Raw genomic sequence first — 13,245 nt, 5'->3', positions numbered from 1 at the left:
ATTAGTTAAAATTGATTATTGAAATGTTTTAATCTACTTGAATTCTGACTGTAAGATCCTGAATTTTATCCCCTAGCCATTTCTCAAATAATTCATTTTTTAGTGATTGTTGTAATTGAGGATCTTCTAAAGATGCTGGGAGAATTTGTTCTAATCTAAATAAGGCAAAACGTCCTTCTATGTCTATGGGATTGATCAATTTTCCTGGGGTGGTTGCGTCTACAGCCGCACGTAATACATCTGGTATAGTTCCCCGACTAATTGGTCCCATCATGCCATTGAATACTCGTTCATCTGCTAATGAATACTCTTTTGCTAGTTGTTCAAAACTACTTCCTTCTTCAATTTGAGTTTGTAGTTCTTCGGCTAATTCCCGACTATCAACTAGAATCCGTGAAAGGATGACTCTATCTAAGTAAATCTTCCTTTCAATAAAGTATTCTGGTAATTTTGATTCTGTGACTAATGCTTTGAGTTTCTCTAATTGAAAGCTAAAGGTAATAGATGTATGAAAAGTTGTATAATCTGTACTATTACTTATTAGCCATTCTTGAAATTTTTGGGGATCAGTTAGTTGATTCTTTAAGCGAAAATCAATAATTGTCTGTTCAATTAATGCCGAACTAATTTCAATATCTGTTCTGGTATTAATTTCTTGTACAATTACGTGCTGACGCAAGACATCACCAATAAAATTCCCCAGTTTACCCGATATTTGTAGATATTTAACTACTTCAGCCAGGGCAATTCCTTGGTCATTTACAGTCAAAAAAGATGAAGATTCCATGAAGTAATTCTGAGCATAAAACTAAAACATCTATAAGACTTTCCATTAAATAATAGAGAAAACAGTAGGGAATGATATCTAGGAATAATAAAGATTCGATAAATTAAATATGTAATTAATATTTGGTGATCAAATATTCTAATTTTTTGATTAATAGTGAACTCAATGATTTTAGATGATTACTATTTTTTATCTGTAAGCAATATGACCAAAATCAAAATGATTTTGCTGTCACTCAATCCAACATCAGACATTAGAGGTATGTTAAAGAAAGTGCTAAACTATCTCTATCTGGGTATATTTTCTTCAACTTACAACCAATTTCCATATAAAGTTTTACTATCGTTTTTATACTTCCAATCTTGTTTGGTAATTGTGATAAAAATATCTTGTATTCCTCAATACCTTGTCCAAATCGAAAAAAGTCTTGATTTGTAGGTTGGGTTGACGTAAGGAAACCCAACAAATGCGTTGGGTTGCGCTGTCGCTTAACCCAACCTACAAAAGATGGACAAGGTATTGATTCCTGTAACCTTTTAGCTAACCTGCAACTTACTTACTTAATTTAATTTAATTTCATGACCAATCCCCGTCAAGTGGCTTTTATTGCTCTCAAAGAAGTTCATAAAGGAGCTTATGCTGATGTTGCTTTAGATAGAGTGCTACAAAAGTTTAAGTTACCCGACAATAATCGGCGGTTAATGACAGAATTAGTTTATGGGAGTGTGAGAAGACAACGCACCCTTGATGCTATCATTGAGCAACTTGCTACTAAGAAAATTCAGCAACAGCCAAAAGACCTCCGCACCATTTTACATTTGGGTTTTTACCAACTGCGTTATCAACAAAGAATTCCCGCTTCTGCGGCTGTAAATACTACTGTTGAATTAGCAAAGGAAAATGGTTTTCCTGGTTTAACTGGTTTTGTCAATGGTTTATTACGTCAATATCTCCGACTTGCAGAAAAATCCTCAGAACCGCTAAATTTACCGGAAAATCCGGTCGAAAGATTAGGTATTTTCCACAGTTTCCCTAATTGGATTATTGAAGTTTGGTTAAAAGAATTGGGTTTTGAAGAAACAGAAAAACTCGCTAATTGGATGAATCAAACCCCGACAATTGATTTACGGGTCAATATTCTTCGCAGTTCTTTAGAAGAGGTACAATCAGCTTTTGAATCTGCTGGTGTTTTAGTCAAACCCATTCCCCATTTACCCCAAGCTTTACGATTAATTGGTCATAACGGGGCAATTCAAAATCTACCTGGTTTTAATGAAGGTTGGTGGACTGTCCAAGATAGTAGCGCTCAATTAGTTGGTCATTTGCTTGACCCTCTGCCGGGGAATGTAGTGATTGATGTTTGTGCGGCACCAGGGGGAAAAACTACCCATATTGCCGAATTAATGGGAGATAAAGGCAAAATTTGGGCTTGTGATCAAACTGCTTCCCGGTTACGCAAATTAAAAGAAAATGCCCACCGTCTAAATTTACAATCTATCGAAATTTGTGCAGGAGATAGTCGCAACTTACCGCAATTCTACGATTCTGCTGACTGTGTATTAGTTGATGCTCCTTGCTCCGGTTTGGGAACTATGCATCGTCACGCTGATGCGCGTTGGCGACAAACACCAGATTCTGTGCAAAAACTTTCCCAACTCCAAAAAGAACTATTATCACATAATGCAGGTTTTGTCAAGGCTGGTGGTGTTTTAGTTTACGCAACTTGTACGCTGCATCCAGCGGAGAATGAACAGGTAATTACGGAGTTTTTAGCCGCAAATCCCCATTGGCAAATTGAACCTCACTCTTTTGATTTATTTAATGATACTGCTCCTGGTTGGTTAAAAGTCTGGCCTCATCAACAGGATATGGATGGTTTTTTCATGGTGCGTTTAAGAAAAACTCAGGATTCTGAGTGAATACCAATAGTGATTGTAAGATTTAACAGTTTTGCGTAATTCCCCACCCTCAATGTACTCCTCTCCCAATTGGAAGAGTTGAGCAAGTCTAGTGCAACTAATCCAGTAGCCTACACTACACTGCTCAAACAAATTCAAACGCTTTACCGTTTTTGGGTTGACCTACAGAATTAGGGAGGCAGGAGGCAGGGGAGAATATTTCTTGCCTATTGCCTATTGCCTATTGCCTATTACCTAATCTTTTTCAACCTTGGGGATAATGTTGGGACGATCTTTATTTTCCCAACCGGGGGGACGTTTGGAGTTGTACCAAGCAATTGAACCGATGGTGACAGCAGCGATAAAACCCACCACATACACCAAAGTAAACGCTAAGGGAAAGTGATTTCCAGTGTCTAGCACTGGGACTTGGAGCAATAAATAACTCATGATTATATTCGGCTAATGTAGGTTACAGTTCTTCATAAAGTATAAACTCAGCGAATCCCCTACATCTACCCTAGGAAAAATCTTTACGGTGAAGAATTGGGCTTGAGTCTTTCCCTCCAGGAAGGTTGTGATGATGAAGATCCTTCAGAATTATTCTCTACAGGGGAAGATGACTTTACCTGACCTGATTCTTTGCTGCTCCTGCGTCGTGAACGAGATGATTTAGGAGTAGAGTCGCTATTAGATTCTTCCCTGCGATTGCTTCGTCTTCTGCTAGAGGAAGCCAGTGGATCATTATTTTGTTGACTATAGCGTCGTTTCCGTCTTGGTCTACGTTCTGATGAATTTGCCGAATCTTCCGACTGATTATTGGTTCTTCTGCGTCTGCGTCTGGTTGATGAATCAGAATTGTCGGTATTGCCCTCATCTGATTTTTGATCATAATCATCAACCGATTTATGGAGAATTTTTTTCGGTTTGAGAGGTTGGGCTTTGATAGTACCTTTGCGATTTTCTAAATTAGGTCGGGGTGGAAATTTTTCTACCGGCATTTCCTCTACGGCTTTTTCCATAAACTCATGCCAAGCATAAGCTGCACTACCACTATTACCATAGGTAGGGGTGTTATCATCATTCCCTAACCACACCCCAGCCACTAACTGAGGAATATAACCAATAAACCATAAATCACGGGATTCATCGGTAGTGCCTGTTTTGCCGGCAACTTGTCTATCATCTAATTGAGCCGCAGCACCAGTGCCATCGGTGACAACATTTCTTAACATCCAAGTCATGATGGCGCTAGTATCAGGATCTAAAACTTGCTTAGATTCATATTTGGCTGACCAAATGACATCTCCTTCGCGGTTGAGAATGCGCCGAATGCCATGAGCTTCTATATAATTTCCTTGGTTGGTAAATGTACCATAGGCGTTGGTTAATTCTAATAAGTTGACTTCATTAGAACCAAGAGCCAAGGAATAGTTAGGTTTGAGTTCTGACTTAATGCCCATGTCATGGGCAAGTTTAATGGTGGGTTCAAAACCTATTTCTATTAAGAGTTTTACCGCAATTGTATTGATAGATTTGGTGAGAGCGTCTCTGATATTTAACCAACCAGAGAATTTGTTATGGGAATTTTTTGGCTCATAACCATCTATTGATAAAGGTTCATCTAAATAACTATCGTAGGGACTTTTACCAGTAGCGATCGCTGTAGCATAGACGAAACCCTTAAAAGTCGATCCTGGTTGTCGTTGGGCTTGAGTTACACGATTAAACTGGTTTTTGCTAAAGTCTTTACCACCTACCATGGCCTGAATTTCCCCACTCCGAGGATCTATGGCAACCATGGCCGCTTGTTTAAAGTTTTGCCACTGACCTTCATTTTTTAATATTTTAGCAACTGCGGCTTCTGCTGCTTGTTGGGAAATGGGGTTTAAGGTTGTTTCTACTACTAAACCACCACTAGCTAAGACATCAGATCCCAGGTACTTGGGCAGTTCTTTCTGAACATAGCTAGTAAAGTAGGGAAAATTAACTTGTAACCGTTTGGGTAAACTGCTGTTAACTATTAATGCTTCTTGTATAGCTGCTTGTTTTTGTTCCGGTGTAATTATGCCATCTTCTAGCATCCGCTGTAACACCAAATTTCGTCGTTCTGTAGCTATTTTGGGGTTTTTATCGGGTCCATAGACGTTAGGTGCAGGAGCTAAACCAGCCAGGGTGGCCATTTCTGATAAAGTCAGTTGATCTACGGATTTACTAAAGTATACCCAAGCCGCATCTCCGACACCGTAAGCTCCAGAGCCTAAATAAACGAGATTTAAATAACGTTCGAGAATCTGATCTTTAGTCAATTCTCGCTCTATTTTTTGGGATAACCGGACTTCTTTGAGTTTACGCCAAAAGGTTTTTTCTGGTTTAAGGAAGAGAATTCGCGCTACTTGTTGGGTGATGGTACTACCACCTTCTCCTATATTTTGCGATCGCAAATTATTGATAACTGCTCTGGCAATTCCTTGGGGATCAAATCCATTGTGTTGATTAAATCTTCTGTCTTCTGAAGCAATAAAAGCTTTTTTTAAAGTATCTGGTATTTGCTCTATTTTCAGCACTTCTCTGGTAGCTTCCCCCTGCTGTTGTAGAACACTACCATCACCAGCTTTAATTGTCAGAGTTTGCTCTCGTACCAATGCTCTGAGTGCAGACTGATCTGGTAAATTTTTATCTATTTCTAAGATTGTGTAATGGAAAGCAATGATCCCACTACCAACACCTAACCCAGCCCAAAACCAAAAACGACGATAAAAGGGTTTATCGCTGCTGGCAATTTTGCCCAAGATTCCCGATGATAGAGTTGTCATCTGGGTGATTAACTGCTTTGCCTTCACCTGCATTCTCGGTAGTAAGTTTTCATTTGTGGACTCGTCATTTTGTTGATGATTACCTAATGGCAATAGCAGTTTCTCCTGTTTGGTTTGAACGCAACATTTCTGCGTTAATATAATAACCCATATAATACCCCATAAATCATTAACTTAATTCAGTGGTAATATATGTTTTCTACAAAGCTATATTATTGATATTAATATCATTTATGACAATTAAATCATGCAATTTGTGCATAAAAGAACTCCAAAAATCACAGAATCATCATGAATTTTCCTCCCTGTGTCTCCCTGCTCCCTTCAGTTCAACAATTAACTAGGAGTCCGATAGAATGCTAAACAATGCGGCTAGAACTGCGATCGCTCTCGGTAGTAACATTGGCAATTCCCAAGGCATTTTAGCAGGAGCTTTAGAAGCTTTAGCTCAAACATCCGGGATAACTATAGAAGCCAAATCGAGTTGGTATCGAACTAAAGCCATAGGACCAACTCAGCCTGATTACTTAAATGGTTGCGCGATCTTACTTGTGCAAATGTCACCACAGACTTTATTAGAACAACTACTAACAATTGAACAAAAGTTTGGGCGTGAGCGTCAGGAGCATTGGGGGCCACGCACCCTAGATTTAGATTTGTTATTATATGATGACTTAATTTTACATCAGCCAAACCTGCAAATTCCCCATCCCCGCATGACTGAACGAGCTTTTGTTTTAGTTCCTTTAGTCGAAATTGCTCCAGATTGGATAGATCCTATATCTCAAAGAGTAATTCGAGATTTACTGCTAGAGATAGACACGAATGATGTACATTTATTGTAGCGGGTGAAAAAATTACCATTTTTGCCACCCAAAAAGAACTGATAACCACAAAAAACCCCCGTATACGTTCTCTGTATTCACAGACGGTAGAATTTTACTATGCCATTAGGTAGAGAATTACCACAGTTGCTGAAGCAACACTTATTTTATAAAGGACGCAAATTTAACTTTGAAGTTAATCGTTTGCGTTTACCCAACAAATCTGAAGGGGAATGGGAATGTATTCGTCATCCCGGCGGTGCTTTGGCTATACCCATAACCGCAGAAGGTAAGCTTGTACTTGTGCGTCAATATCGGTTTGCAGTCCAGGGAAGACTGTTAGAATTTCCAGCGGGAACTGTAGAACCCAATGAAGATCCTTTAGAAACAGTTAAACGGGAAATTGAAGAAGAAACTGGTTATCATGCTCGTCAGTGGGATAAGTTAGGAGAGTTTTTTCTTGCTCCTGGTTATTCCGATGAAATTATCTATGCTTTTATTGCTAGAGATTTAGAAAAGCTGGAAACACCACCAGAACAAGATGAAGATGAAGACATAGAAACAGTATTATTAACTCCTGAAGAATTGGAAAAAGCCATTTTGGCAGGAGAATCTGTAGATGCTAAATCTATTGCTAGTTTTTTCCTGTTGCGTTCATTTTTAAAGTAGGGAACAGGGAACAGGGGGCAGGGAGAAGAGGCTATAATTATCGGGAATAACTACCAGCGTAATCGCGGATACGATAATCTGTGGCTTGAGCTAAAACTTTTTTAGTTGATGCAAATTCTCGTAATTGTCCAACATGATTTTCATTGTATTGAAATAAAGCTGTAAAATCTGCGAGACGAGAGACTTGCTGGATGTTTTGAGAGATAAATATAATTGTCAGTTCAGAACGCAAACACTCAATTAGTTCTTCAATTTTTGTGGTGGTAATGGGATCAAGTCCACAACAAAGCTCATCCATCAGAATAACTTGAGGTTTAACGGCTAAAGCGCGAGCAATGCACAACCTTTGTTGTTGTCCACAAGAGAGTTCCAAAGCTGGTTTATAGAGCTTATTTTTGACTTCTTCCCAAATATCCGCAGATTTAAGAGCTAACTCGACAATTTCATCTAATTCTGATTTTGGTCGCCAGCCAATTAATTTTACACCGTAAGCAACGTTATCATAACTGCTCATAGGAAAAAGATTGGGTTTGGAGTAAATTGTACTAATTTGACGACGGAGACGATTGAGATTAATCCGCCGTTCATAAATATTTTGCCCAAAAAATTCGATTTTTCCTTGGGTTTGGACTTCTCCCTCTAAGTCACTCATACGGTTGAGAGACTTCAAAAAAGTAGATTTCCCGCAACCACTAGGTCCCATAATGGCAATAATTTTATTTTGGGGAATATCCATTGACAGATTTTCCAGAATTTTTTGCTTATTGTAGTAAAAACTAAAGTTTCTGACACTTATGGCGGGAATTATTTTACTCATATTCAAGAAGAAGGATTTAAGAGGAAGAAAGAAAAAAGCCGACAATTTGGCATCAGAATACTTTTGACACTCCCCGGTCTAAAGACGCGGGGATTCTTGAATCAAAGACATGACTTGCTCAGACAGGATCTCTCCAGCCTGAGTAGAGGACTCATCTCCTAAAGCGTTGCTCATGTCTAGCATGAAAGTTCCCGTATGCCCTACGGTACTCAATCCTCCACTAAGGATATTTCTAGCTGCATTCTCATCTCTATCCATCACACACCCACACTGACAAACGTGTGTCCTCGTAGATAGAGTTTTCTTAACAACTTCACCACAGCTAGAGCAAACAGCACTTGTATATTGTGGATTTACCGCCACCGTGACTCTCTTAAATACTTTGCCAAAATATTCAAGCCAGACACGAAACTGATACCAAGATGCGTCGTTTATTGACTTAGCTAAACAATGATTTTTCACCATGTTTTTAATTCTCAAATCTTCATAGGCTATCAAGTCGTTAGACTGAACTACGCACCGTGCTAATTTAATAGCATGGTCTTTACGTTTCCTACTTATTTTGAGGTGGCGTTTTCCTAAAACCTGTCTAGCTTTGCCCCGATTTTTTGAACCTTTGACTTTTCTGGAAACACGGCGTTGTGAACGTTTAAGAACCTTTTCCCCAATACGCAGAAATTTTGGATTCTCAACCATCACCCCATGAGAATCAGTGTAGTATTCTTTCAAACCTACATCTAAACCAATTGTATTTCCCGATGGTTCTATATTTTCTTGACGGTTGACATCAATACAAAATTGACAATAATAACCATCAGCCCGTTTTACCAATCTTACCCGTTTTATTTGGTTGATTTGGTAGAAATGGAGGTCACGAGTCCCTTTGAGTTTTAACCGACCAATGCCTTTTTTATCAGTGAAAGTGATGGATTTACGATTTAAAGCCAGCTTCCATCCTGATGTTTTGTATTCAACAGAACGACAATCTTTTTGGAATTGAGGATATCCCTTTAAACCAGGAATGCCTTTCTTGCAATTATTATAAAACCGAGTGATAGAAGCCCATGCTCGTTCAGCAGAAGATTGTCTAGCCATTGAATTGAGTTCATTAGCAAAAGGGAAATTAGCCGCAAGTACAGCACAATATTTCTGCAAGTCGTTTTTACCTATACCTTGAATATCCATCCATAGCCGAATGCAGCTATTACGAATGAACTGAGCAGTCCGAATCGCGTCATCTATTGCTGTTAACTGAACTGATTTTCCGTAAGCTTTAAACTCAAAAACTAGCATCCTTTCACCTCCTGTCTTATACTACTATAGTTGGTTGAAGATGGCTAAATGTATTGCGCCTGGCAACATCTTGACGGTGGTTAAAACCACCTGAGTCGCTTTTCATCCCCTGTCTAAAGCACCTAAGGCATTGCTACGCAATGCTTACTCAGGGGCTTTCAAACTTCCCAGTCTTTCTGGTAAAACTTGATATTTGCTTATAACCTAAATTATGCCCTCTATTGATCTACAATGCTGCGTTTAATTAATGTAAAAAAGGTAAATTAACCATGATACAGCGTTTTATTTTCATCATTACTACTATCATTGTCTGGCATTTATGTATTTCTAACACATTAGCCAAAGAAAAAAAAATTGAAGATTTGGATAAGTTTCCTCCTAGTCCCTTAGAAATAACTATAACTGACCCAATATTGCCAAATTTACCAGATAAACGGGAATTAACATTAACAGAATTGCAAAAATTAAAGACGGATTTAGATGGATTAAATCAAGAGGCACAGGTGACACTACAAGGAGAAGATAAAAAGAAAGCCTTTGAGATTTGGAATCGTGAACTACGATTGAGACGCTTTTTAGGCACATTGTCTGAGGTGGAAGCGTTATCAAGAGTGGGAGAAATCGCTTGGAATCAAAATGAACGGGAACAGGTGCGATATATTAGTCAGCGATTACAAGTAATTCAAAGCGAGATAGGAAAACAAAAAAGTACCGATTTACAATTATGGCAATCCCTGGGGAAAGCTTATCAAAAAATCCGGTTTCCTAAATTGGGAATATTGGCTTATGAACAAATTTTGATCTTAGTAAAACAACAACAAGATTCATCTGGAGAAATGGAGACTTTAAAAAATATTGGAGAATTACATTTAAGTTGGTTTGATTATCCCCAAGCTGCTAATACTTACCAAAAACTGTTAAATTTGGCAATTAATCAGGGTGATAAAACTAATGAATTAGGATATTTACAACAGTTAGCTTATATCTATTCCCAAGGAAAACAACCACAAGCAGCAATAGATATATTAAATAAATTAGTCCAAGTTTATACTCGTGAACAAAATTTGAGTCAAATTCCAGCTTTGAAATTAGCGATAGCTGCAAATTATGAATCTCTAGCTCAAAAAGATCCCAATTTAAAACAACAGGCTTTTGATAATTATCAAGCAGCTTATACTGGTGCATGGCAATTAGAACAATACGCTAAAGCTGGAGAAGCATTAGAGAAATTAATTACTTTTTATCGTTCACAAAAACAAATAGATGCAGCTTTACAAACTAGCCAAATTCTCATAGAAACACAAACATTAGCTAACAATTCTTATGGTTTAATGTCAGCTTATGACCAAATTGGTGACTTATATTTAGAACGCCAAGAATCTACACAAGCATTAACAGCATTTCAGAAAGGATTAGAAATAGCTCAACAACTTAAATATCAAGAATTATACTTTACTCAAAAAATTGAAAAGTTAAAACCTGAGATAAAAATGTAGAGAATATCAAGATAAATAAAAAAGTCCGCGTTAGCGGACTCTGGACATTGGATAAGGTTAAGTTGTCACCAAGAGAGCCTACAAGATGTTAGACTTATTTATATTTTTACTAATTAATTTGAGAAAATCAAGTGGTTTGATTTAAGAATTAGGACATAATTTCGATATTTATGTCTGAAAAAAAAGCAGTTTATTGATGATTATTTTTACAGGTGGATATCTCCCATTGCTTAAAAAGGTGAGGAATCTGAGAAATTGCGGACATAACTAAGATTGTTTTGTCTAAGAGGATGCTTGAAAAGTCTTTGGTCATGTATCCAAAATCTTGAGATCCCCCTAAATACCCCTTAAAAACGGGACTTAGGGGGGATATTGATACAACTGAGCGATAATTCTCCTCCATCTGCTGTGGCTCTGTTGCTTAGAGGGTGTTTGAAAAGTTATGGTTGATGTATCAAATATTTTTTACCCCACCCTAACCCTCCCCTTGTAAAGGGGAGGGAACTGGATTTTTATTGTTTCCCCCCTTTACAAGGGGGGACTAAGGGGGGTAGCAATGTGATGAAAATTACGGAATACCACTTTTCAAACATCCTCTTAACCTAAGCTACAATTTTTTCACCAATCACTAATGCTATTTTCATCCCAAACTTGCAATTTCAATTCTTGTAAATAGGTTAACCCATTTTGAATTTGTCCATTTGTTCCTTGTAAATCTAAATCAAACCAACCATCACCTACAGCATCCTGTCCGAGAATTGCGGCTTTGATATTCACAGTCAAGCCATATTCTGAAACTAGGCGAGAAATTACAGGTTCTTGATGATGATCTTGGGGAATTCTGACGCGAATTCGCTTGTTTATCAGGGTATTTTCACTACTCATAACCACCTCTAAGATGTAATTTAATAGTTGTCTGAAAATTACCTACTTACCCATTATTCAACTTCTTTAATTTCGGTTTTTCGTTCTATGATTTCCTTCAGAATCAAGGTGATAACTGCCAGAAATGCTAACAATACAGCAGCAGAAAAAGCAGCTTCTGTTTCATATTGTTTGTAAGCATCTTCCACAAATAATGGTAAAGTCTGGGTTGTATTGGCAATGTTACCAGATACCACAGAAACTGCACCAAATTCACCCATGGCTCTGGCATTTGTCAAGATTAAACCGTAGAGTAACCCCCAACGAATACTCGGTAAAGTTACCCGCCAAAAAGTTTGCCAATCGTTTGCACCTAATGTTCTGGCAGCTTCTTCCTGATCTTTGCCAAATTCTTCTAAGACAGGAATTACTTCTCTGGCCACAAAAGGCATACTCACAAAAGCGGTAGCCATAAGCATCCCTGGAAAAGCAAAGACAATTTTAATATCATGGGCTTGTAGCCAAGGACCAAACCAGCCCTGTCTCCCGTACAATAAGACTATCATTAACCCGGCGACGACTGGGGAGATGGAAAAGGGCAAATCAATGATACTGAGAACTATAGCGCGTCCAGGGAATTTATGTCGAGCGATCGCCCAAGCCGCACATAATCCAAATACGGCATTTACAGGGATAGAAATAGCAGCCAGTAACAGGGTTAACCAAGCTGCGTGGAGAAATTCCGGTTTTGCCAGGTTAGATAAAAATGGTCCAGTTCCCTTTTTGAAAGCTTCAAAAAAAACATTAATAGCTGGAATATATTGAACCAGAAATAGGTAAGCGATCGCAATCCCAATTAAAACTGCCGGTACCCAACTCTGTTTTTTTGGTCTTTTAACTTTATCTATTGTCATATCTTCTTGCCCAAGCTTGTAAGAAATTAATTGCTAATAACATTACCAAAGAAATTCCTAATAAAACCACACCAATTACAGTTGCACCAGCATAGTCATATTGTTCCAACCGCTGGAAAATTAACACAGGTGCAATCAAATCTTTATAGGGTGTATTAGAAGAAATAATGACTGTTGAACCATATTCACCAACTGCGCGGGAAAAACCCAAAGCGACACCAGTTAAAATTGTTGGAAATAAAGGCGGTAAAATCACTTTCCAGAAAGTTTGCCATTCAGAAGCACCTAAACTCCAAGCCGCTTCTTCAATTTCCGATTCCATTTCTTGCAGAACAGGTTGCACAGTTCTGACGATAAAGGGTAAAGATATAAATATCATTGCTACCCCAACTCCCAACCGAGTAAAAGATACCTTAATCCCCATTGGTGCTAACAATGAACCCAACCAACCATTCTCACTGTAAACTGTTGCCAGTGTTAAACCTGCGACAGATGTTGGCAAAGCGAAGGGTAAATCTACTGTGGCATCAATAATCCGTTTCAAAGGAAAATCGTAACGCACTAATACCCAAGCAATCAAAGTTCCAAACACACCATTCAGCAAAGCTGCAAATAATGAAGTCACAAAGGTAACATTATAAGTTGCTAATGCTAACTCGCTGGTGGCAATTTCCCAAAACTTCGCAGGAGCTACCGTACCAGCTTTGAGAAACATCGCCATAATCGGAATAAATAACATCACAGTTAGATATCCCAAAGTAATCCGCCAAGTCCAAGGAAGATGAATCAAATTATCTACAAATACCTTCCAAATGGGAGGTTTAATATGAGTTTGTACAGCCGCAGATTCAGTCATAATTTTGTTAG

12 protein-coding genes are annotated in these 13,245 nt (G+C 38.3%); 4 read left to right on the top strand and 8 right to left on the bottom strand.

Annotation, left to right across the window (positions count from 1 at the left end; genetic code table 11):
- Positions 1–28: 28 nt before the first annotated feature.
- On the bottom strand, positions 29–787 hold the full coding sequence (locus HGD76_RS14970) for a peptidylprolyl isomerase (RefSeq protein WP_015079041.1): 759 nt from the start codon (positions 785–787) through the stop codon (positions 29–31).
- Between the two features lie 578 nt (positions 788–1,365).
- Here HGD76_RS14970 and HGD76_RS14965 point away from each other — a divergent pair.
- Positions 1,366–2,706, top strand: a complete 1,341-nt coding sequence (locus tag HGD76_RS14965) for a 16S rRNA (cytosine(967)-C(5))-methyltransferase (RefSeq protein ID WP_168696258.1) — start codon at positions 1,366–1,368, stop codon at positions 2,704–2,706.
- Positions 2,707–2,940: 234 nt separating this feature from the next.
- Here the strand turns inward: HGD76_RS14965 and psb35 are convergent, their stop codons facing one another.
- Together psb35 and HGD76_RS14950 are read right to left on the bottom strand one after the other, a co-directional pair.
- Positions 2,941–3,135: a photosystem II assembly protein Psb35 gene (gene psb35, locus HGD76_RS14955; RefSeq protein WP_168696257.1), complete on the bottom strand. Its 195-nt coding sequence runs from the start codon at positions 3,133–3,135 to the stop codon at positions 2,941–2,943.
- A gap of 83 nt (positions 3,136–3,218) precedes the next feature.
- Positions 3,219–5,534, bottom strand: a complete 2,316-nt coding sequence (locus tag HGD76_RS14950) for a transglycosylase domain-containing protein (RefSeq protein ID WP_210967791.1) — start codon at positions 5,532–5,534, stop codon at positions 3,219–3,221.
- Between the two features lie 323 nt (positions 5,535–5,857).
- Here HGD76_RS14950 and folK point away from each other — a divergent pair, with 323 nt between their 5' ends.
- Together folK and HGD76_RS14940 are read left to right on the top strand one after the other, a co-directional pair.
- Positions 5,858–6,346, top strand: coding sequence for a 2-amino-4-hydroxy-6-hydroxymethyldihydropteridine diphosphokinase (gene folK, locus HGD76_RS14945; protein ID WP_168633007.1), 489 nt, complete (start codon positions 5,858–5,860; stop codon positions 6,344–6,346).
- A 99-nt stretch (positions 6,347–6,445) separates the two neighbouring features.
- Positions 6,446–6,994 (top strand): NUDIX hydrolase, encoded by a 549-nt coding sequence (locus tag HGD76_RS14940; protein WP_148760719.1) that lies wholly within the window; start codon positions 6,446–6,448, stop codon positions 6,992–6,994.
- Between the two features lie 37 nt (positions 6,995–7,031).
- Here HGD76_RS14940 and HGD76_RS14935 read toward each other — a convergent pair whose 3' ends face one another.
- Positions 7,032–7,811: a phosphate ABC transporter ATP-binding protein gene (locus HGD76_RS14935; RefSeq protein WP_168696256.1), complete on the bottom strand. Its 780-nt coding sequence runs from the start codon at positions 7,809–7,811 to the stop codon at positions 7,032–7,034.
- Between the two features lie 78 nt (positions 7,812–7,889).
- Positions 7,890–9,104: an RNA-guided endonuclease InsQ/TnpB family protein gene (locus tag HGD76_RS14930; protein ID WP_168696255.1), complete on the bottom strand. Its 1,215-nt coding sequence runs from the start codon at positions 9,102–9,104 to the stop codon at positions 7,890–7,892.
- 269 nt (positions 9,105–9,373) lie between these two features.
- Between HGD76_RS14930 and HGD76_RS14925 the strand changes: the two genes are divergently transcribed.
- Complete coding sequence (locus tag HGD76_RS14925; RefSeq protein ID WP_168696254.1) at positions 9,374–10,600, top strand: tetratricopeptide repeat protein; 1,227 nt, start codon at positions 9,374–9,376, stop codon at positions 10,598–10,600.
- 618 nt (positions 10,601–11,218) lie between these two features.
- Here the strand turns inward: HGD76_RS14925 and HGD76_RS14920 are convergent.
- From HGD76_RS14920 to cysT, 3 genes are read right to left on the bottom strand one after another with little or no spacing between them, the layout of a single operon-like run.
- Entirely contained in the window at positions 11,219–11,485 is a 267-nt protein-coding gene (locus HGD76_RS14920; protein ID WP_168696253.1) for an NIL domain-containing protein, read from the bottom strand.
- A 53-nt stretch (positions 11,486–11,538) separates the two neighbouring features.
- Positions 11,539–12,378, bottom strand: a complete 840-nt coding sequence (gene cysW / locus HGD76_RS14915; protein ID WP_168696252.1) for a sulfate ABC transporter permease subunit CysW — start codon at positions 12,376–12,378, stop codon at positions 11,539–11,541.
- Positions 12,365–13,234 (bottom strand): sulfate ABC transporter permease subunit CysT, encoded by an 870-nt coding sequence (gene cysT, locus HGD76_RS14910; protein WP_168696251.1) that lies wholly within the window; start codon positions 13,232–13,234, stop codon positions 12,365–12,367. The genes cysW and cysT overlap by 14 nt, the downstream gene beginning before the upstream one ends.
- Between the last annotated feature and the right edge of the window lie 11 nt (positions 13,235–13,245).

This window comes from Dolichospermum flos-aquae CCAP 1403/13F, assembly GCF_012516395.1.
Lineage (GTDB): Bacteria > Cyanobacteriota > Cyanobacteriia > Cyanobacteriales > Nostocaceae > Dolichospermum > Dolichospermum lemmermannii.
This window is presented reverse-complemented; position numbering and strand designations above follow the sequence as displayed.

Bases quoted from the DNA above. Each gene is read 5' to 3' on its own strand.
- HGD76_RS14920 (WP_168696253.1), bottom strand. From the start codon at position 11,485: ATGAGTAGTGAAAATACCCTGATAAACAAGCGAATTCGCGTCAGAATT.
- folK (WP_168633007.1), top strand. From the start codon at position 5,858: ATGCTAAACAATGCGGCTAGAACTGCGATCGCTCTCGGTAGTAACATT.
- cysW (WP_168696252.1), bottom strand. From the start codon at position 12,378: ATGACAATAGATAAAGTTAAAAGACCAAAAAAACAGAGTTGGGTACCG.
- HGD76_RS14970 (WP_015079041.1), bottom strand. From the start codon at position 787: ATGGAATCTTCATCTTTTTTGACTGTAAATGACCAAGGAATTGCCCTG.
- HGD76_RS14965 (WP_168696258.1), top strand. From the start codon at position 1,366: ATGACCAATCCCCGTCAAGTGGCTTTTATTGCTCTCAAAGAAGTTCAT.
- psb35 (WP_168696257.1), bottom strand. From the start codon at position 3,135: ATGAGTTATTTATTGCTCCAAGTCCCAGTGCTAGACACTGGAAATCAC.
- HGD76_RS14930 (WP_168696255.1), bottom strand. From the start codon at position 9,104: ATGCTAGTTTTTGAGTTTAAAGCTTACGGAAAATCAGTTCAGTTAACA.
- HGD76_RS14935 (WP_168696256.1), bottom strand. From the start codon at position 7,811: ATGAGTAAAATAATTCCCGCCATAAGTGTCAGAAACTTTAGTTTTTAC.
- cysT (WP_168696251.1), bottom strand. From the start codon at position 13,234: ATGACTGAATCTGCGGCTGTACAAACTCATATTAAACCTCCCATTTGG.
- HGD76_RS14950 (WP_210967791.1), bottom strand. From the start codon at position 5,534: ATGCAGGTGAAGGCAAAGCAGTTAATCACCCAGATGACAACTCTATCA.
- HGD76_RS14925 (WP_168696254.1), top strand. From the start codon at position 9,374: ATGATACAGCGTTTTATTTTCATCATTACTACTATCATTGTCTGGCAT.
- HGD76_RS14940 (WP_148760719.1), top strand. From the start codon at position 6,446: ATGCCATTAGGTAGAGAATTACCACAGTTGCTGAAGCAACACTTATTT.